Origin of the sequence: Bradyrhizobium sp. F1.4.3, assembly GCF_040548375.1 — a bacterium.
Taxonomy (GTDB): domain Bacteria; phylum Pseudomonadota; class Alphaproteobacteria; order Rhizobiales; family Xanthobacteraceae; genus Bradyrhizobium.
Genome location: NZ_JBEPRN010000005.1, coordinates 126,165 through 145,252 on the forward strand (window position 1 = coordinate 126,165; position 19,088 = coordinate 145,252).

Sequence of the window (19,088 nt, forward strand, 5' to 3'; positions counted from 1 at the left end):
GCAGTGCGTAGGGTGGGCAAAGGCGCGAAGCGCCGTGCCCATCTTTTGCAGAGGAGATCGTTGTGGTGGGCACGCTTTGCTTTGCCCACCCTTGCTACGGACCTCTTACGCCGCCGGCATCGCCGTCTCGATCAGGCGCACCCAGAACGAGGCGCCGTGGCCGAGGATGTTGTCGTTGAAGACGTAGGACGGGTGGTGGCATTCAGGACTGTCGCCCATGCCGACCAGGATCATCGCGCCGGGGCGCGCTTCCAGCATGAACGAGAAATCTTCGGCGCCCATCATGGGAATGAACTTCTCGTTGACGCGATCGGCGCCGACGATGCCGCGGGCGATGTCGGCGGCGACGCCAGCTTCGCGCGCATGGTTCATCGTTACCGGATACATGCGCGTGTACCTGGTCTCGGCAGAGCCGCCATAGGCGCGCGCAACGCTGTCGGCAACTTCGCCGATGCGACGCTCGACGAGATCGCGCACGTCGGGATCGAGCGTGCGCACGGTGCCGCCGAGCTCGGCGGTCTCGGGGATGATGTTGAAGGCGGTGCCGGCGTGGAATTGCGTGATCGAGATGACAGCTGATTTAAGCGGATCGACGTTGCGTGCCACGATCGATTGTAGCGCGTTGACGATCTGCGACCCGATCAGGACGCTGTCGATCGCTTTGTGCGGGCCCGCGCCGGCATGGCCGCCCTTGCCGTGAACGGTGATCTGGATGTTGTCGGAGGAGGCGAGCATCGCGCCCGGCGTGGTTGCGAAGTGGCCCTCGGGCAGGCCGGGCATGTTGTGCATGCCGTAGACCTCCTGGATGTTCCAGCGCGTCATCAGCCCATCCTCGACCATGGCCTTGCCGCCGCCGCCGCCCTCTTCGGCGGGTTGGAAGATCACGATCGCAGTGCCGTCGAAATTGCGCGTCTCGGCAAGATATTTTGCGGCGCCCAAGAGCATTGCGGTGTGGCCGTCATGGCCGCAGGCGTGCATCTTGCCAGGAATCTTTGAGGCGTAGGGCACATCGGCGGTTTCCATGATCGGCAGCGCGTCCATGTCGGCGCGCAGGCCAATGGTCTTGCCGGAGGCCGACTTGCGGCCGCGGATCACACCGACGACGCCGGTGCGGCCGATGCCCGTCACCACCTCGTCGCAGCCGAATTCGCGCAAGCGGTCGGCGACGATGCCGGCGGTGCGGTGGACTTCGTAGAGCAGCTCCGGGTTCTCGTGGAAGTCATGGCGCCAGGCGGCCATTTCGTCGGAGAGGGCGGCGATGCGGTTGACGATGGGCATGGAGGGGTCCGTTTCTGGGTTCTTGTAGCCCGGATGAGCGAAGCGACATCCGGGATCTCTGTGAGTGGATTCCCGGGTATCGCTGCACTCACCCGGGCTACGGAAACGTGCTAGCTCTCACCAAACACGCGCTTGAAGATCGTGTCGACGTGCTTGAGGTGATAGCCGAGGTCGAACTGCTCCTCGATCTCGGCGTCGGTGAGATATTTCTTCACCTCGGCGTCCTTCTTCAGGAGCTGAAGGAAGTCGCCTTCGCCGCGCCAGACCGGCATGGCGTTGCGCTGCACCAGCTTGTAGGCGTCCTCGCGGCTTGCGCCCTTCTGCGTCAGCGCGAGCATGACGCGCTGCGAATGCACGAGGCCGCCGAGGCGGTCGAGGTTCTTCTGCATGTTGGCAGGGTAGACCAGCAGCTTGTCGATCAGTCCGGCCAGGCGCACCAGCGCGAAGTCGAGCGTCACCGTCGCGTCCGGACCCATCATGCGCTCGGCGGAGGAGTGCGAGATATCGCGCTCGTGCCAGAGCACGACGTTCTCCAGCGCCGGCGTCACATAGGCGCGGACCATGCGGGAGAGGCCGGTGAGGTTTTCCGACAGCACCGGGTTGCGCTTGTGCGGCATTGCCGATGAACCCTTTTGTCCCTCGGAGAAGAACTCTTCGGCTTCAAGCACCTCAGTGCGCTGCATGTGGCGGATCTCAACCGCGAAACGCTCGACCGACGAGGCGATCACGCCGAGGGTCGAAAAATACATCGCGTGTCGGTCGCGCGGAATCACTTGCGTCGAGATCGGCTCGGGCACCAGCCCCATGGCTTTCGCGACGTGCTCTTCGACGCGTGGATCGATCTGCGCGAAGGTGCCGACCGCGCCGGAGATCGCGCAGGTCGCGACCTCTTTCCGCGCCGCGATCAGGCGCTCCTTGGCGCGCGAGAATTCGGCATAGGCATAAGCGAGCTTGAGGCCGAAGGTCACCGGCTCGGCATGGATGCCGTGGGAGCGGCCGATGGTCGGCGTCATCTTGTGCTCGAAGGCGCGCTTCTTCAGCGCGGCCAGCACCTTGTCGAGGTCAGCGAGCAGCAGGTCGGCAGCGCGGGTGAGCTGGACGTTGAGGCAGGTGTCGAGCACGTCGGAGGAGGTCATGCCCTGGTGCACGAAGCGCGCTTCGGGGCCGACGATCTCGGCGAGATGGGTGAGAAAAGCGATGACGTCGTGCTTGGTCTCGCGTTCGATCTCGTCGATGCGGGCGACGTCGAAGGTAGCGTTCTTCGCCTTCGCCCAGACCGTCCTGGCGGCCTCTTGGGGGATGGTGCCGAGCTCGGCCAGGGCATCCGCCGCATGCGCCTCGATCTCGAACCAGATCTTGAACCGGGTCTGCGGCTCCCAGATCGAGGCCATTTCCGGGCGGGTATAACGGGGGATCATCTGACGGCTCCAAAGAGGTGGGCGGGCGACCCTCGGGGCGGCTCCGGCCAAAATGCTTTTTACGCCGTGATTTAGCAGAGCGGGGAGAGCGAAACAAACGGCCCGGCCGAGGTAGCAGGGGATGACTGGGGGCTCATGCACGGGACCGGCCAGTCAGGCGCCAGGGCGGGTGGTCCCAGAAATTAACTGTCAATCACGGATCATTGAATAACAGATATTGAAATCTGTCAGCGAGACGTGTATATCCATCCTCGGATGCTCCGATTGGGTGTCCCGCGGCTACCCCCAGGAGCCCGAGATCCGAAACAAATGCGGATCGAGGCACGAAATTGAAGAGAGGGGACCGTGGATGAGTGGAGACTTGCGACAATGACGACCGAAATCCTCAATTTGACCGGGACGATTGGGCATTGGCTCAATTTGCTGGTGGCGCGCCAGATCGCGGCGCAGGCTGCAAAACTGCCTCATTAAGGCGAGAGCTTTCCGAAACGGCCGGCAAGGGCGCTTCGGATGAGGCTCCACCGCCGGATAACTGAGCCCTGAACGGGAACATGGTGCTGGCATGAACGAAGCCGTTGTCTTGACGCCGGAGCGGATCCTCGAAGTCACCGAGGACGTCTTGCGGCGCTACGGACTTGCCAAGGCCACAGTGGTCGACGTTGCTCGTGCGCTCGATGTGAGCCACGGCAGCGTCTATCGCCATTTCCCGAGCAAGGCCTCGTTGCGCGAGGCTGTTGCCAAACGTTGGCTGGACCGCATCGACGCGCCGTTGCGCGAGATCACCGAGGAGCAGGGGCCCGCGCCCGCGCGGCTCGACCGCTGGCTGCGCACGCTGTTCGCCGCCAAGCGATCGCGCGTGCTCGACGACCCCGAGATGTTCGAGACCTATCTGACGCTGGCGCGCGAGGCCTGCGCGGCCGTCAGGTGTCACAAGGACACGATGATCGACCAGATCGCGTCCATCCTGACCGACGGCTTGAAGCAGGGCCTATTCGCTGTGGACGACGTCAAGGCGACCGCGCGTGCGATCTTCGATGCAACCGTCCGGTTCCACCATCCGGCTCATGCCGACGAGTGGAAGGACGCGGATTTGCCTGCGCGGGTGGATGCGACGCTTGCGCTGGTGCTGCGCGGGTTGCGGGCGGCGTAGACCGGCACACTCGTTCAAAGGCACCTAACGGCTATCTCACCCTCTCGCCTTGTGAAGGAGGGGCCCGTCGCGAAGCGACGGCGAGGGAGCCGACTGTCTCTGCGCGTGAAGTACGGGTCCGGCCGATGGCGCAACCGCTGGGCTTTCCGGATATGCATTGACCGCGATTTCGACGACGTCCTTTGAGCGCTTTCGCAGGCGGTAAAATGTCAACTCCTGATCGAGCATGGGACAGCGGAAGTGGACAATGGCGGTGTCCGGCAAGCGGCAAAGCTCGTCGATAAGTTCGCCTACCGTGATGATCGGGGGATGGTCGACTGGTTTGTGATGAGCCTTATTCATGGCGTTATGCTCCTCCACTCTACTACTAACCGGGGCTGGATGGTCTCCGTTCCATTCCGTTCAGCAGATTGAGGAGCCACACGGCGCTCCGGAATCCGGCAGCCCCACTGCTAGATCCTCGTCAGCCCGCAACTCGCCGCCAGCCGCACGAGCTGCGCATCCGTGCGCGCGCCGGTCTTGGTCTTGATCAGATAATGATAATTTTGCACCGTCTTCACACTCAGATTGAGATGCGTAGCGATCTGCTCGGTGGTGGCGCCGCCGGCGAATTGCCGCAAGATCTCGATCTCGCGCTCGCCCAGCTGATCCAGCGCCGAGCCCGTTGACAGGCTGTCCTCGGCCAGCACATGCGCGATGTCGTCGCTCATGGCGCGCTCGCCACGCGCGACGCTGCGAATGGCGTTGACGACCGCTAACGGCTCGCTGCTCTTGGTGACGAAGCCGCTGGCGCCGGCGTTGAAGGCGGCTTTCACCAGAACGGCCTCATTGTGCATGGTGAAGACGAGGATTCGCGCCCGCGGATCGCGGGCGCGAATGTTGCGGATCGCCTCGAGGCCGCTGGCGCCGGGCATCGAGATGTCCATCACGATGACGTCGGGATCATGCGTCTTGAAGGCGCCGTAGGCATCCGCGGCATTGTCGGCTTCCGCTACCACGCGGAGGTCGCCCTGGCTCTCGAGCACGCGCCGGTAGCCCTGGCGGACGATCGGGTGGTCGTCGACCAGTAGCACGGAGATGCCTGTTGCTGCGACATCGCTCATTTGGGCCTCACGCGGCGAGCGGGATGGTGGCGGCGATGCTGAGTCCACGATTGGCAGGCAGGATCGACAGTGAGCCGCCGGCCGCGGCCAAGCGCTCGCGGATGCCGGTGAGGCCGAAGCCGGTCGACTGCGCCACGCGCGCCGCATCGCCGCCGCCATCGTCCTCGACACGGATCAGCAACGCATCGTCGTCGCCCGCGCACCGCTCGACGCGCAACGAAATCTCGCGCGCCGCGCCGTGGCGCAGCGCGTTGGTCAGACACTCTTGCGCCACGCGATAGGCAGTGGTGGCGGCTGCGCCCCTGATGTCGGTGAGGTCGCCCCTGAGGTCGAGCTGGATCGTCGGCTGCGTTGCGCTTTGCGAACGCCAGCTGTCGACGAGGTTGACGAGGCTCGCCTCGAGCCCGAGCTCCTCCGGCAGGGGATTGCGCAGGCGTTTCAGCGCATCGCGCAGCGATGCCATCAAATGATGGGTGGCTTGCGAGATCATCCGCGCATCCTGCGCGATGCCATTGTCCTTTTTCTCTTTCGTGCTCGCCGTCTCGATCGTGTTGGCGAAGGCGAGGATGGCGGAGAGATTTTGTCCGAACTCGTCGTGCAACTCGCGCGCAAGCGCGCGCCGTTCGTCGTCGCGGATCTCGATCAGGCGCCGCGTCAGCGCCGCGCGCTGCTCGGTTGCCTCTTCCAGGCGGCTGCCGAGCGCCTCGACGGCGCCGCCGATCATCCCGAGCTCCATGGAGCGGAAGCGCGGCAGTTTCGTGCGATACTGGCCGCGCGCCATGCGCTGCAAGGCGGTGACGATCGTGCGCGCCGGCGCCAGCGTATGTGCGATCGCCAGCGAGGCAAGCAGCGCGATCGCCGCCGCCATCAGAAGCGCGACGTCGATCACGTTGAGGATGTACTCCCAGGCGAGCGAGATTGCAGCTGCGGCATCTGGCGTTGCGACGACCGTGCCGGCGGCCGCGGCGCGTGGACTGACCGGGCGCACCACCTCCGCGTGGTTGCCGAGGAAGCTCGGCACGATGGCGGCGAACCAGCGCGGCGGCGCCTTGCCGATGCCCTGGCTCTGGCCGCAGAGCGGCCTCTCGAAAGCCGTCGCGGGCTGGAACTCGACGCAGACGCCGGGCGAGATCAGCTGCATCGTTTCCAGCGTGCGCCATTCCGGAACCGGCACGAGATGCTCGCGCATCCTGCTGCTGCGCAACAAGAGCTCATGCCAGTACAGCGCCTGAAGCGCCTGCGCGACCCGCTGCGCGGAGGCCGCCGTCGCCCGGTCGACGCTGCGATAGGCGTCGAACGTGGCCCACACTGTCGCCGCGCCAAGGCATAGCGCGACGATGAGGAGCAGACGGGCGACGAGCTGAAGCACAAGGCGCATGCGATCACCCCAAAGTTTGGTAAGGTCAGACTAACAACGCCGCCGCGCCTTGCCAATTGCGGGAAACGGCAGGGATTGCTGCTCGGGCAAATTTCCCAAGCCGGATCGGGCATCGCTCTTTGGACCCGGCGCGGCGGCTCTGATCTAATCCGGCCAGGAATCTTTACAGGAAATCGTAGCAGGCCAGGAGCGGTGCAGCATGAGTTCGATGACGATTGGACCGATCGCGGGCGCCGCGGCCGACCCATCCGAGCGCAGCGCGCTCCTGTTCTGGATGATCTTCACCGGGCTTTCGATCTTCGCCGTCGTGCTGCTGTGGCGGTTCGGCCTGATCCATCTGATGTTGACCTCGGACCGGACCTACATTTCCAGCGTGATTGCGCTGCTCTATGTCGTCACCTGCGGTCACTGCTTCCTGCGGACTCGGGCGATTGCGCGCGAGGGCGCGGCGGCACGGCGCTGCCGCGCGGTGCTGTCGGCGCCCGACGGCAGCACGGCGCTCGACGCAAGCGCGACGTCGCTGCCGCGCGGGCTGGTGCGGGATCATATCGAGAGCGTTGCAACCAAGGCGGCGGCGCAGGATTACCGGCCGGTCGACCAGACGCTGTTGCTGCGGACGCTCGCCGACCGCCTGCGCGGCTCGAACGGGTTCGGCGCCTTCGTCTCCGACACGCTGATGAAGCTCGGCCTGCTCGGCACCATCATCGGCTTCATCATCATGCTGGCGCCGATCGCCGGGCTCGATGCGGCCGACAAGGTCGCGATGCGTTCGTCGATGGGGCTGATGAGCGACGGCATGGCGGTCGCGATGTACACGACGCTGGCTGGCCTCGTCGGCTCGATCCTGGTCCGCATCCAGTACTACATGCTGGACGCCGCGACCCAGCGGGTGTTCTCGGATGCCGTGGTCCTGACCGAGACCTATGTGACGCCGGTCCTGGAGCGTAAGGGGTCTGGAACGCCGTCATGATGGATGATTTCGGCCTCTATCCGCGCGAAGAGCCGTTCGATCCACTGGGCGTGATGCTGTTCAAGGCGCTCCAGGTGGTCGCTTTCCTGTTCTTCCTCGCGCTGCTCGCGGTCTCCCCGGATGCCAAGGAAGGCAAGATCGACTCCAAGGCGGAGTTCATGATTACGCTGGACTGGCCGGACAATCACCCCGACGATCTCGACCTGTTCGTGCAGGATCCCGCCGGCAACATCGCCTGGTATCGCCACCGCGAGGCCGGCTTCCTCACGCTCGACCGTGACGATCGCGGCGGGGCCAACGACTTCATCATGGTCAACGGCAAGAAGATTGCTTCGCCCATCCGCGAGGAGATCGTCACGCTGCGCGGCATCGTCGCCGGCGAATACACCGTCAACGTCTCGCATTTCGTCGCCACGACCGGCGAGCCGGTGTCGGCCAATGTGAAAGTGCAGAAGCTCAATCCGACCGCGCAGGTGATCTTCGACAACAAATTCACGCTCGACCATACTGGCGACGAGAAGACGGCGGTGCGGTTCCGACTCGACGCCGAAGGCAAGGTGGTCAATGTGGACCAGCGGCCGAAATCGCTGCTGGAGACGTTCCGCAGCAGTTGGCGCAACGGCGCCGATATCGACCCGAACACGCGTGCGAGGGTCCGCCGTGAGTAATTTGCAAACGGTCATCCTCACACTGTCGGTCGCCTACGCCGTGATCGGCGCGCTGCTGCTGGTCGTGCTGGTCTATGCGCGCCTGCACTGGTCGCTGAAAGCGGTCGCGGTGGTCGTGACCAGTGCCTTCTATGTCGTCAGCTTCTCGGAAATGCGTGGGCTGCTCGGTTGGGCGAGCACCGACCGGCTGCCGGGCTCCTTCAAGCTGCTCCAGGCCCGCATCGTCGAGCCGCATTCGCTCGAGGGCGATCCCGGCTCGATCTATCTGTGGGTCGAGGAGCTGGATGAGGACAATCGGCCGAGCGGCGTCCCGCGCGCCTTCCGCGTGCCCTACAACGACAGGCTGGCCGACAAGACCCATGCGGCGGAGAATGAAATCGCGGCGGGGCACCCGCAAGGCGGGCGCGCCGCGGATTTTGGCGGCGGCGAGGGCAGCCTCATCGACATGGTCCGGGAATATGTGACGCCCAAGGTCATCCTCGAGACCAGCGGCGGCGACTCCTCGACCGGAGAGTTCAATGCGCCGCCGGCCGGCGCGCAAGGCGCCGTGTTCACGCCGCTGCCGCCGCCCCGAATGCCGCCGAAGGACGAGCAATAGCCTTGTCACCATCGTCAGAGATGCGCTGGTAAACCGTCCCGCGCTGGCGCATCCTGTTGACCTCCCTCAATTTGGCCTTATCGGCTTCCAATAAGAATATGAGGGTGGAGGGTGCGTGCTTCTCGCTGTTTTCTCGGATATCCACGGCAACCGGCAGGCGTTCGAGGCGTGTCTGAAGGTGGCCCGCGCCAAGGGCGCGGAACGGTTCATCCTGCTCGGCGATTTCGTCGGCTATGGCGCCGATCCCGAATGGGTCGTGGACACCGCGATGGAATTGGTCGCCCATGGTGCCGTCGCCGTGCGTGGCAATCATGACGAAGCCGTCAGCACGATGACCGAGACCATGAATGTCGAGGCGCAGATCGCGATCGAATGGACCCGGGGGCGTCTCGACGTGGCGCAGCGGCGGTTTCTGGCCGAGCTGCCGATGCTCGTGCAGGATAGCGATCGTCTGTTCGTGCACTCGGAGGCATCGAGCCCTCAGCGCTGGCACTATGTCCGCTCGACGGCGGATGCCGCCAAGAGCCTGATATCGACGCCCGCCCACGTCACCTTCTGCGGCCACATCCACCGTCCTGCGCTCTATTCGATGTCGGTGACGGCGAAGATGACCAGCTTTGTGCCCAAGACCGACGTCTCGGTGCAACTGCTGCGGGGAAGACAGTGGCTTGCGGTGCTCGGCTCGGTTGGTCAGCCTCGCGATGGTGATCCGGCCGCCGCCTTCGTCTTGTTCGACACGGTCTCGCGTGAAATCACCTATTGCCGCGTGCCCTATGACATCGTGAGTGCGGCGAACAGGATCCGCGAGAACGGCTTGCCGCCCTGGCTCGCCGACCGGTTGTTGCAGGGGCGCTAGAGGCCGATGCCGAAACCCCTGGTCAAGCCCGGCGCCGAGATCGACGGTTACACCGTCGGTGAATGCGTCCACTCCGGCGGCATGGCGACGTTGTGGACCGTCACCCATCCCGGCATCGACGTGCCGCTGCTGATGAAGATCCCGCGGGCGTCGGAGGGCGAGGACCCGGCGGCAATCGTCTCGTTCGAGATGGAGATGATGATCCTGCCGCGGCTCGCGGGTCCGCACGTGCCGGCCTGTTTCGGCACCGGCGATTTCGCGCACCAGGCCTATGCCGTGATCGAGCGCATTGCCGGCACCACGCTCTACAAGCGGCTGCCCGACCTGCCGCTGCCTTACGAGGAGGCGCGGCTGCTGGTGTCGAAGATCGCGGCCGCGCTCGCCGATCTGCACAGGCAGAACGTGATCCATCACGACATCAAGCCGAGCAGCATCATGTTCCGCGACAGCGGCGAGGCGGTGCTGATCGATTACGGCCTTTCTCACCACGACCATCTGCCCGATCTGCTGCAGGCGGAGTTCCGCCTGCCTTACGGCACCGCGCCCTACATGGCGCCGGAACGGCTGTTGGGTGTGCGCGACGATCCGCGCAGCGATCTGTTCTCGCTCGGCGTGCTGCTCTATTTCTTCACCACGGGCGAACGGCCGTTCGGCGAGGGCGAGACGCTGCGCGCGATGCGGAGGAGGCTGTGGCGCGATCCGCATCCGCCGCGCAAGTTGCGCGCCGACTATCCGCCCTGGCTTCAGGAGGTGGTATTGCGGTGTCTGGAGATCGAGCCGGTCTGGCGCTATCCCACCGCGTCCCAGCTTGCTTTCGATCTCGCTCATCCGAACCAAATCAAGCTCACCGCGCGCTCGGAGCGGATGAAGCGCGACCCCTGGAGCGTCGCGTGGCGGCGCCGCTTCAACCAGGACGTCAAGCAGCCGCGCGCGAAGGCGGATGTCGCGGAGCAGATCGCCTCGAGTCCGATCCTTGCGGTTGCGCTCGAGACGGTGGAAGGCGCGCCGGAACTGAACGAAGCGCTGCGCATGACCACGGAGCGCATCCTCGCCACCCTGCCGTCAGCGCGGCTCGCCTGCCTCAATGTGCTGAAGCTCAACCGCATCGCCATCGACCGTACGCTGGACGAGCAGGGCTCCAACAAGCACATCGACCGGCTCGTCGCGCTCCGGCACTGGGCCACCCCGTTGAAGCTGGACGAGAGCCGGCTGTCGGTTCATGTGCTGGAAGCCGTCGATCCCGCGGCGGCGCTCCTGGAGTTCGCGGAGGTCAACCAGGTCGACCACGTCATCATCGGGGCGCGGCAGAACTCGTTCAGGCGTACCTGGCTCGGCAGCGTCTCGGCCAAGGTGGCTTCGGAGGCGAGTTGCACCGTCACTGTGGTTCGGCCGCCGCGGATAGCGGCGGATGCGGGCGAGGCGGCCAGGTAGGCTAAATCAAGCCGCGTGGGCAGTGTGGCCCGTGCGCTTGCGGCGGATGGGCCAGGTGAACTGCGGACCGGACTCGCCGTGATCGGCATGACCGCCGAAGTACTGGATGATCTCGCGGCAGGGCTCGCAGTTGAAGAGGTTACGCGACGCGGATGCCTTGGTCATTTCCTTCAGGCAATTCGGGCAGTGCGGTTTCATCAGTCTTGGTCCGGAAAAAGATTTCAATGCCGGCGCGGTGACCGGAACGGGTGATCCAGGTCCGCTGTCTCGGGCCCGGTGTCGTCGCGCATCTCGCTTTCGGTGCGTTCGAGACGGCCGAAGAAGTAGTCGAGGCTCGGATGCGGACGTCGCGGGATCCGACACCTGCGTTTCGGCTGACGCTTGACGAGTGCGATCTGCATGGGCTCAGGGCCGATAGCGGTCGCGACGGATGATACGGGCCGAACGTGCCGTGACCTTCACCGGTCCCGCAGATGGGCCGAACACAACAAACGCACCAAAACCAAGCCACAACGCCACGCCAGTCCAAACCAGGGTCGTCGTCATGATGTGCTCCCGTCAAATCAGGCAGGAATCACTTGCAGTGATTTGCGCGAATCAGGGAAGCCCGGAGGAGTACGGATTTAGGTTGCAATTTTAGGCATTGCGCGCTGCACCACCTGCCAGAGCCGCAGATTTTCGGACGCTTGTGCAGCGCCTGACGCGACTCAGATCGCTTCGCCGCGGGCCCCTAGCGCCGCGTTGCGGATCGCCGCGATGTTGGTCGTGTAGGCCTCCTGCGTGCCGCCCCTGAACACCGAGGTGCCGGCGACGAAGGCGTTGGCGCCGGCCGCGGCAAGCGCGCCCGCAACGTCAGGGCCGATGCCGCCGTCGACCTCGATGTCGATCGGCCGGCCCGCGGTCATGGCGCGAATGTCGCGGATCTTGCCGATCGCGGAGGAGATGAAGGCCTGGCCGCCGAAGCCGGGATTGACCGACATCACCAGCACGAGGTCGACCAGGTCGAGGACGTATTCAAGCGCGCTGATCGGCGTGCCCGGATTGAGCGAGACGCCGGCCTTCTTGCCGAGCGCGCGGATCGCCTGGAGCGAGCGGTGCAGGTGGGGACCCGCTTCCGCATGCACGGTGATGTGGTCGCAGCCGGCTTTTGCAAACGCCTCGAGAAAGGGATCGCAGGGCGAGATCATCAGGTGTGCGTCGAAGATCTTCTTGGTGTGCGGGCGCATCGCCTTGATGACGTCGGGGCCATACGAGATGTTCGGAACGAAGTGTCCGTCCATCACGTCGAGATGGATCCAGTCGGCGCCTGCGGCATCCACCGCGCGCACCTCCTCGCCGAGCCTGGAGAAATCGGACGCCAGGATCGAGGGGGCGATTGCCAGAGGGCGGGGGGCGAAGGCTTGGGTCATGACGCTGTTTCCCGTGGCGGCCGGAAGAAGAATGGACCTCGCCTAACATGGGCCTCTGCCCCGGGCAATGCAGGGGAGGCGCGCTTCCTGTGGGCGGAAAATTCTGCCGTCTGCGGCATGAATTGCCGATGTTCCCGCGCCGCGCAGAGCGCGGCCGTGTCGGATTTCATTGAGCTTTTCGCGCTGGCACGACGCTTGCTGACCTGATCGGCAGAACATTGGCCGCGGCATGCCGCATGGGTTGGAGTTGTGCAATGTTGTTTGCGCTTGGCGCGGCCTCGAGTGCGCTTGATGCCATTCAATCGCTGACGAATTCGAAGTCCTCGTCGTCGACACAGAAGACGGGATCGTCGCAAGGCGCGACCAATCCGTTCGCGATCGACAGCGGCAGCAGCAGCACCACAAGCGGTGCGACTTCGTCTGTCAATTCCGGCAATTGCGCGCAGATCTCGCCGGAGACGATGAGCGCGCTGATCGCCGCGCAAAGCCAGTCGTCGGACAGCACGACCGGTTCGACGTCGTCGAGCTCGACATCCTCGACATCGACGAGCCGGGATGATGCGCTGAAGGATCTGTTCTCGCAGCTCGACGCGAACGGCGATGGCCAGATCAGCAAGTCGGAATTCGAGAGCGCGCTGGGCGCCGGCGGCACCAACACGGCGCAGGCCGATGACGTGTTCTCGAAGCTGGATAGCAATTCCGACGGCAGCGTCAGCCTGGACGAGATGTCGAAGGCGCTGAAAGGCGGCGGCCATCATGGCGGCCACCACCATGCGCAGGCTGCGAGCGGCTCCGGCGATGCGTCCGGCAGCGACTCGGATTCCTCGTCCTCATCGTCGAGCGGCGGGTCGACCTCGACCACGACGACCGGCGCCGACGGCTCGAGCACCACCACCGTCACTTATGCCGACGGTTTCAAGATGACGACCACGGTGCCGGGCGCTTCCAGCTCTTCAAATGGATCGGGCGCAGGAAATTCGCCTTATGACTGGTTTGCGCAGATGATGCAGCGCCAAGGGCAGGGATCGTCCGCTACCTCGGCCTCTTCCTCGATGTCGATGAGCGTGTGACGCGCGTTCTGAGGCGCTAGCCAAACCGGTCCTTCCACGCCGGCAGTGCGCCTGCGAGCGGCAGCGCGGCTGCACTATAAACGCCGCGCGCGATCGCGCGCGCGACCACGTTGGCGGCGACCATGCCGAGCTCGGTGAGGCCAACGACCGGCTCGATCGGTTTTGCGCACGTCGCGGCGGCAAACAGCACGTCACCGTCGGTCGGCGCGTGCACCGGATAGATCGCGCGGGCAAAGCCGGTGTGCGCGATCATCGCCAGCCGCTTGGCCTGGGGCTTTGTCAGCACCGCATCGGTGACGACGACGCCGATCGTGGTGTTTTCGCGCTCGCTTGCGGCGGGCCCGCCCTTGATGCGCATCCTGAGCATGTCGTCGGTGAAATTGTCAGGCAGTCCGTGGCCACCGAACTCGCCGTTGACCTCGAACGGGGCTGCCCAGAACCACGGTCCGTCGCCGACGGTGGCGCTGCCGACCGCATTGACGGCGATGATCGCCGCGACCTTGATGCCGTCGGTCGTCACCGCCGAAGCCGAGCCGAGCCCGCCCTTGAACGTCGCGGTGGTGGCACCGAGGCCGGCGCCTACGCTGCCGAGCGCAAACTCCGTCCCGGCGGAGACCGCGGCGGCATAGCCGAGGTCGCGATAGGGCGCGAAACGGCCCCACGCCTTGTCGCCGCCATTGAGCAGGTCGAACAGGATCGCGCCCGGGACGAGCGGGATCAGCGCCTCGTGGACGCGGAAGCCGCGGCCCTGTTCGGCGAGCCAGGCCTGGACGCCGCCGCCCGCATCGATGCCAAAGGCGGAGCCGCCCGACAGCGCGATCGCATCGACCCGTTCGACCGTGCTGGCGAGATCGAGCAATGCGCCCTCGCGCGTGCCGGGGCCGCCGCCGCGGACGTCGATCGCAGCGACCGCCGGGGAATCGAAGATGATCGCGGTGGTGCCGGAGGCGACTTTCGCATCTTCGGCATGGCCGACGCGGACGCCGTCGATATCGGTAAGCAGGTTCTTCAAGGCGGCTCCGTTGGCTGAAAGCAATTCGCTATCTGCGATAGCGCACGGATGCCGCAGGCTCAACTCGCCAGCGCCGTCCTGAGCATCTTGGCGAGCTCCGACTTGCGGTAGGGTTTTGCCAGCAGCAACACGCCGGAATCGAGCCGGCCGTGATGGACGATGGCGTTTTCGGTGTAGCCCGAGGTAAACAGCGTCTTCAGGTCTGGGCGCCGCCGCGCCGCTTCGTCGGCAAGCTGGCGGCCATTCATGTTGCCCGGCATGATGACGTCGGTGAAGAGCAGGTCGATGCTCCTGTCGGCATCGATGATGATGAGGGCCTCGGCGGCGTTGGCTGCCTCGAGCGCGGTATAGCCAAGGCTCTTGACCTGCGTCACGACATACTGCCGGACCAGCGCGTCGTCCTCGACGATGAGGATCTTCTCGTCGCCGCCGGTGACGGGCACGTTCTGCAGCGACTCGTACTCGGTCTCCTGCACGCCCGTGGAGCGCGGCAGGTAGATCTTCACGCTCGTGCCGTGGCCTTCCTCGCTGTAGATCTTGATGTGTCCGCCGGACTGCTTGACGAAGCCGAACACCATGCTGAGCCCGAGGCCGGTGCCTTTGCCAACTTCCTTGGTGGTGAAGAAGGGATCGAACACCCGCTCGATCAGCTCGGCCGGAATTCCTGAGCCGGTATCGCTCACCGCGATCATCACATAGTTGCCGGGGGCGACGTCGGCATTCATGCTGGCGTAGCCGTCGTCGAGAAAAATGTTGCGTGTCTCCAGCACCAGCGTGCCGCCATCCGGCATGGCGTCTCGCGCGTTCAGCGCCAGGTTGAGGATCGCGGAGGTGAGCTGGTTCGGATCGACCAGCGCCGGCCAGGCATCCTCGGTGAGCTGCGGCGTGATGGTGATCTGCTCGCCGAGGGTGGGGTGCAAGAGCTTGGCGGCTTCGAGCGCCAGCGCATTGACGTCGATCTCGCGCGGCTGGAGCGGTTGTTTGCGGGCGAAGGCGAGCAGGTGCTTGGTCAGCTGCGCGCCGCGCTCGGCGGCGTCGTCGATCAGCCTGGTGATGGCGGCGAGCTCGGGCCGGTCGACGACGGCATCCCCAAGTATGCCGATCGTGCCGGTGATGACGGTCAGCACGTTGTTGAAGTCGTGGGCGACGCCGCCGGTGAGCTGGCCGATGGCGTCCATCTTCTGGACTTGCCGGAGCTGCGCCTCGGCGGCCTGCTTGTCGGTCAGGTCGCGGCCGATGAAGAAGTGGCGCTTCACCGGCTCGGACCAGGTGCCCATCCAGTTCAGCGTGACTTCGTGACCGTCGTAATGGTAGTAGCGCGCTTCGAAGCTGCGCTTGATCTGGCCGCGCCGCGCGGCGCGCATCTCGCTGCGTGTGTTGTCCAGATCGTCGGGATGGATGAACTCGGTTGCACTGTGCCCGATCATGTCGTCCGGACTGAAGCCGAGGATGTCCTTTACGCTCGGGCTGACCTGGATGAAATTGCCAAAACCGTCAGTGACCAAGATCAGGTCTTGCGAAGTCTCGAAGATGCGCTGGCGCTCCTCGGTCTCGCGACGCAGCTTCTCCCGCGATTGTTTCTCTTCGGTGATGTCATGGGCGATCTTGGAGACGCCGATGATCTCTCCGCTGTCCGATCTCAGCGGCGAGATGTTCAGCACGACGTCGAGCTGACGGCCGTCCTTTCGGATGCGGACCGTCTCGTGCTGGCCGATCGACTCGTTGCTGCTGATGCGGTTGAGCATACCTCTGACTTCGGCCTTCAGGTCCTGGGGCACGATGAGGTCGATCGGCTGGCCGACGGCTTCGGCGGCGGAATAGCCAAACAGGTGTTCGGCCGCCTTGTTCCAGCTGGTGATGATGCCGTCCAGCGATTTGGTGATGATGGCATCGTTGGAGGACTCGACGACGGCGCCGTAGAGCGCCAGACGCTTGCCGTAGTAGTCGCGATCCGATGCCGATTGCTCGCGCAGCCGGCCGACGAGGCCCACCGTGTTCGCCTGGAGGCGGACATTTTCGATCAAGAGCACCGCGAGCACGAAGCTTGCGGCGCAGAGGCCGTAGAGGCGGCCGGCGTAGAAGCCGAGATCGTAGCGGGCAACGTTGACGATCGCCGACAGCGCGATGTCGAACAACCAGGCGCACATCGTGACCATGAGCCAGACGTCGATCACCGTGTGCGGCTTGCGGAGCCACAGCGTGACCAGCGCGGCGAAGCTCAAGGACCAGACGAACGACACCACGCCGATCATGGTAGTGGTGTAGCGGCCGTCCCTGAGCAGGACCGGCAAGAGACCGTGCTGCGCGGTGACAATCCAGGCGATGGCGGTCATCGCTGCGACGACGCCGAGGACGGCGAGGGCGATCGGACGCGCCGTCGGTCCCTCGATCCTGTTACCGCCATTGCCGTCCTTCAGCCATGCATAGGCCAGCACGAACAGCGGATACCCGCCGTGCCAGATCATGTAGAGCCAGACCGTGGTCTGTGTGCTGGCGCCCAGCAGTCCGGTCGGTGCGAACAGGCCGGGAAAGGTCAGGGCGTGGGTCGCCGCCGCCGCTGCCGTGAACAAATATCCGGTCGACAGCAGCAGCAGCGCGCGGCTGCGCAGGACGGCGAATTGCGACAGGAGCAGAACCGCGGTGATGATGTCGCTGACGGCGAGCGCCGACTGGTAGCTGGCCACGAAGGCCGGCACCTGTATCAGCGGCGTCCCCGCGAACGGGACAGCCAGCGCGAACAGGACCGCGGAAATGCCGACGATCGCCAATGCTGCAGTGCGATCGCTCTGCGTGGCCGGCAAGGTCGAAAGAAAGGTGCTTCGGTCGTTCTTTGCGTCCACGTTGATCTCTCGCTGGGTCGGCACAGGGGTAGTCCACGTGACTTCGTTGGCCGGCCGCCTTGGCCTCCATCGTAGCCGGATCCGGGCGCGCGTCCTGCGGAGACGGGCTCACGACTCAACCGAGGGTTACAGCTTACTTAACTTGGACAGGGAGGCGGAATAGGGAATCGGTAAGGTTGGCTTTACTGGACGGACCCATACTGCCTTGCCGTTCGTCGCCGTTGAATTGAACCAATTAATGATACGAATCCGGGAGTTGTTCCCCATGCCCCGTGTCCTAATTGTCGACGACCAGAAGGACGTCCGCGCCATGGTCGCGATCGTACTCCGGGTCAACCATCACGATGTGGTCGAGGCGGAGAGCGGGGCGGCCGGCCTGAAGGCCTTCGGCGAGAGCGCTTTCGACGCAGCGATTGTCGACATTTTCCTGGCCGACACCAGCGGCGTCGACGTCATGGCCACCATTCGTGAGCGGGTTCCGGGATTCCCGATCGTGGCGATCTCCGGCATGACGGCGCTCGATTTCATGGGCCAGGCGCCCGGTCTTGCCGATGTGGTCTGCCTGCAAAAGCCGTTTCGGCCGAACGACCTGCTGCAAGCGCTCCGGAAGGCGCTGGCAGCGGCGGGCGGCGAGCTTTCCGCCGCCGTCTGACCGGCTGCAAAAGAAAACGCCCCGGCGAACCGGGGCGTTGGTGACTATCTGATAAAAGGTCAGGCTGCCTGTCTCAGGTGCCGTTGCCGCTGATCGCGGCATAGCCGCCCTTGGCATCCCATTTGTACACGACGTAATCGAGCTGCTTGATGTCGCCCTTGGTGTCGTACTCGATCGGGCCGATCACGGTGTCCCACTTGCCGGCCTTGATCGCCGCCATGACCTTCTTGGCGTCGGTGGTGCCGGCCTTCTTGGCCGCCTGCGACCAGACCTGCATCGCCGCATAGGTGTAGAGCGTGTAGCCTTCGGGGTCGATGTTCTTGGCCTTGAAGGCCTCGACGATCTTCTTCGCGGTCGGCTTGTTGCGCGGATCGGGGCCGAAGGTGAACAGTGTGCCTTCGCCGGCGGGGCCGGTGATGGAGGCGTACTCCTTGTCGGCAAGCGCGTCGCCGGCCATCAGGATGGTCTTGAGGCCCTGGTCGCGCATCTGCCGCAGGATCAGCCCGCTCTCCTGGTGGTAGCCGCCGACATAGACGAGGTCGATGTTGTCGCGCTTCAGCCGCGAGACGATCGCGTTGAAGTCCTTGTCGCCCTTGTTATAGGACTCGTACATCTTCTCGGTGATGCCGGCCTTGTTGAGCGCCTTCTTGGTCTCGTCCGCAAGACCCTTGCCGTAGGTGGTCTTGTCGTTGAGAATCGCGATGTTCTTGCCCTTGAAGTTCTTGGCGATGTACTGGGCGGCGACCAGGCCCTGCTGGTCGTCGCGGCCGCAGACGCGCGCCACGTTCCACAGTCCGCTATCGGTGAACTTCGGATTGGTGGAGGCGGGGGTAATCTGGAGCACGTTGCCGTCGGCATAGGCCTCCGAGGCCGGAATCGACGACGACGAGCAATAATGCCCGGCCACGAACGGCATCTTCGCGCTGGCGATCTTCTCGGCGACCGAGCGCGCCTGCTTCGGATCGCAGGCATCGTCCTCGATGTCGAGTGCGAGCTTCTTGCCGTTGACGCCGCCGGCGGCGTTGATGTCAGCCACGGCCATCTCGGCGCCGTTCTTCATCTGGCGGCCGAAGGCGGACTCGCCGCCGGTCATCGGGCCTGCGACTGCGACGGTGACATCCTGCGCGAACGCCGCGCTCGATAGCGCGATCGACGCGCCGAATGCCAGACCGATGAGCTTCAGTGATTTCATGAGATACCTCGCGGGTGGTCGCCTGTGGAAGTTGCCGGGCAGGCCCGGTCCAAACCGGCGCCA

General features: G+C 64.8%; 18 protein-coding genes. 8 read left to right on the forward strand and 10 right to left on the reverse strand.

From position 1 onward, the window contains the following. Nucleotides 1-105 precede the first annotated feature (105 nt). The gene (locus ABIB73_RS17050; protein WP_354225491.1) at nt 106-1,278 is read right to left on the reverse strand and encodes a M20 aminoacylase family protein; all 1,173 of its coding nucleotides are present in this window, start codon (nt 1,276-1,278) and stop codon (nt 106-108) included. Nucleotides 1,279-1,388: 110 nt separating this feature from the next. Next, nucleotides 1,389-2,696: an adenylosuccinate lyase gene (gene purB, locus ABIB73_RS17055; RefSeq protein WP_354225492.1), complete on the reverse strand. Its 1,308-nt coding sequence runs from the start codon at nt 2,694-2,696 to the stop codon at nt 1,389-1,391. Nucleotides 2,697-3,258: 562 nt separating this feature from the next. On the opposite strand from purB, the gene ABIB73_RS17060 reads away from it, so the two are divergent. Further along, nucleotides 3,259-3,846 carry a TetR/AcrR family transcriptional regulator gene (locus tag ABIB73_RS17060; RefSeq protein WP_354225493.1) on the forward strand — a complete coding sequence of 196 codons (588 nt, stop codon included), beginning with the start codon at nt 3,259-3,261 and terminating at the stop codon, nt 3,844-3,846. Between the two features lie 452 nt (nt 3,847-4,298). Here the strand turns inward: ABIB73_RS17060 and ABIB73_RS17065 are convergent, their stop codons facing one another. Beyond that, nucleotides 4,299-4,949 (reverse strand): response regulator, encoded by a 651-nt coding sequence (locus ABIB73_RS17065; RefSeq protein WP_354225494.1) that lies wholly within the window; start codon nt 4,947-4,949, stop codon nt 4,299-4,301. 7 nt (nt 4,950-4,956) lie between these two features. Then, nucleotides 4,957-6,327, reverse strand: coding sequence for a sensor histidine kinase (locus tag ABIB73_RS17070; protein WP_354225495.1), 1,371 nt, complete (start codon nt 6,325-6,327; stop codon nt 4,957-4,959). A 199-nt stretch (nt 6,328-6,526) separates the two neighbouring features. Between ABIB73_RS17070 and ABIB73_RS17075 the strand changes: the two genes are divergently transcribed. From ABIB73_RS17075 to ABIB73_RS17095, 5 genes are all read left to right on the forward strand, one after another. Continuing rightward, nucleotides 6,527-7,297, forward strand: coding sequence for a MotA/TolQ/ExbB proton channel family protein (locus ABIB73_RS17075; protein WP_354225496.1), 771 nt, complete (start codon nt 6,527-6,529; stop codon nt 7,295-7,297). Next, the gene (locus ABIB73_RS17080) at nt 7,294-7,965 is read left to right on the forward strand and encodes a DUF2135 domain-containing protein (protein ID WP_354225497.1); all 672 of its coding nucleotides are present in this window, start codon (nt 7,294-7,296) and stop codon (nt 7,963-7,965) included. The genes ABIB73_RS17075 and ABIB73_RS17080 overlap by 4 nt, the downstream gene beginning before the upstream one ends. Continuing rightward, nucleotides 7,958-8,563 carry a hypothetical protein gene (locus tag ABIB73_RS17085; protein WP_354225498.1) on the forward strand — a complete coding sequence of 202 codons (606 nt, stop codon included), beginning with the start codon at nt 7,958-7,960 and terminating at the stop codon, nt 8,561-8,563. The genes ABIB73_RS17080 and ABIB73_RS17085 overlap by 8 nt, the downstream gene beginning before the upstream one ends. Nucleotides 8,564-8,678: 115 nt before the next feature. Next, nucleotides 8,679-9,419: a metallophosphoesterase family protein gene (locus ABIB73_RS17090; RefSeq protein WP_354225499.1), complete on the forward strand. Its 741-nt coding sequence runs from the start codon at nt 8,679-8,681 to the stop codon at nt 9,417-9,419. 6 nt (nt 9,420-9,425) lie between these two features. After that, on the forward strand, nt 9,426-10,850 hold the full coding sequence (locus ABIB73_RS17095; protein WP_354225500.1) for a serine/threonine protein kinase: 1,425 nt from the start codon (nt 9,426-9,428) through the stop codon (nt 10,848-10,850). 6 nt (nt 10,851-10,856) lie between these two features. On the opposite strand, the gene ABIB73_RS17100 is transcribed toward ABIB73_RS17095, so the two are convergent. From ABIB73_RS17100 to rpe, 3 genes are all read right to left on the reverse strand, one after another. After that, nucleotides 10,857-11,048 (reverse strand): hypothetical protein, encoded by a 192-nt coding sequence (locus ABIB73_RS17100; protein WP_354225501.1) that lies wholly within the window; start codon nt 11,046-11,048, stop codon nt 10,857-10,859. 207 nt (nt 11,049-11,255) lie between these two features. Beyond that, nucleotides 11,256-11,396 (reverse strand): hypothetical protein, encoded by a 141-nt coding sequence (locus ABIB73_RS17105; RefSeq protein ID WP_354225502.1) that lies wholly within the window; start codon nt 11,394-11,396, stop codon nt 11,256-11,258. Between the two features lie 161 nt (nt 11,397-11,557). Next, entirely contained in the window at nt 11,558-12,259 is a 702-nt protein-coding gene (rpe, locus tag ABIB73_RS17110) for a ribulose-phosphate 3-epimerase (protein WP_354225503.1), read from the reverse strand. Nucleotides 12,260-12,513: 254 nt separating this feature from the next. On the opposite strand from rpe, the gene ABIB73_RS17115 reads away from it, so the two are divergent. Beyond that, the gene (locus ABIB73_RS17115; RefSeq protein ID WP_354225504.1) at nt 12,514-13,329 is read left to right on the forward strand and encodes an EF-hand domain-containing protein; all 816 of its coding nucleotides are present in this window, start codon (nt 12,514-12,516) and stop codon (nt 13,327-13,329) included. 16 nt (nt 13,330-13,345) lie between these two features. Here ABIB73_RS17115 and ABIB73_RS17120 read toward each other — a convergent pair whose 3' ends face one another. Continuing rightward, complete coding sequence (locus tag ABIB73_RS17120) at nt 13,346-14,341, reverse strand: P1 family peptidase (RefSeq protein ID WP_354225505.1); 996 nt, start codon at nt 14,339-14,341, stop codon at nt 13,346-13,348. 59 nt (nt 14,342-14,400) lie between these two features. Beyond that, a complete protein-coding gene (locus ABIB73_RS17125; RefSeq protein WP_354225506.1) occupies nt 14,401-17,181 on the reverse strand; it encodes a PAS domain S-box protein in 2,781 nt (926 codons plus the stop codon). Between the two features lie 265 nt (nt 17,182-17,446). On the opposite strand from ABIB73_RS17125, the gene ABIB73_RS17130 reads away from it, so the two are divergent. Continuing rightward, nucleotides 17,447-17,833, forward strand: a complete 387-nt coding sequence (locus tag ABIB73_RS17130; protein ID WP_354225507.1) for a response regulator — start codon at nt 17,447-17,449, stop codon at nt 17,831-17,833. Between the two features lie 73 nt (nt 17,834-17,906). Here ABIB73_RS17130 and ABIB73_RS17135 read toward each other — a convergent pair whose 3' ends face one another. Continuing rightward, a complete protein-coding gene (locus ABIB73_RS17135; RefSeq protein WP_354225508.1) occupies nt 17,907-19,025 on the reverse strand; it encodes a branched-chain amino acid ABC transporter substrate-binding protein in 1,119 nt (372 codons plus the stop codon). Nucleotides 19,026-19,088: the final 63 nt, after the last annotated feature.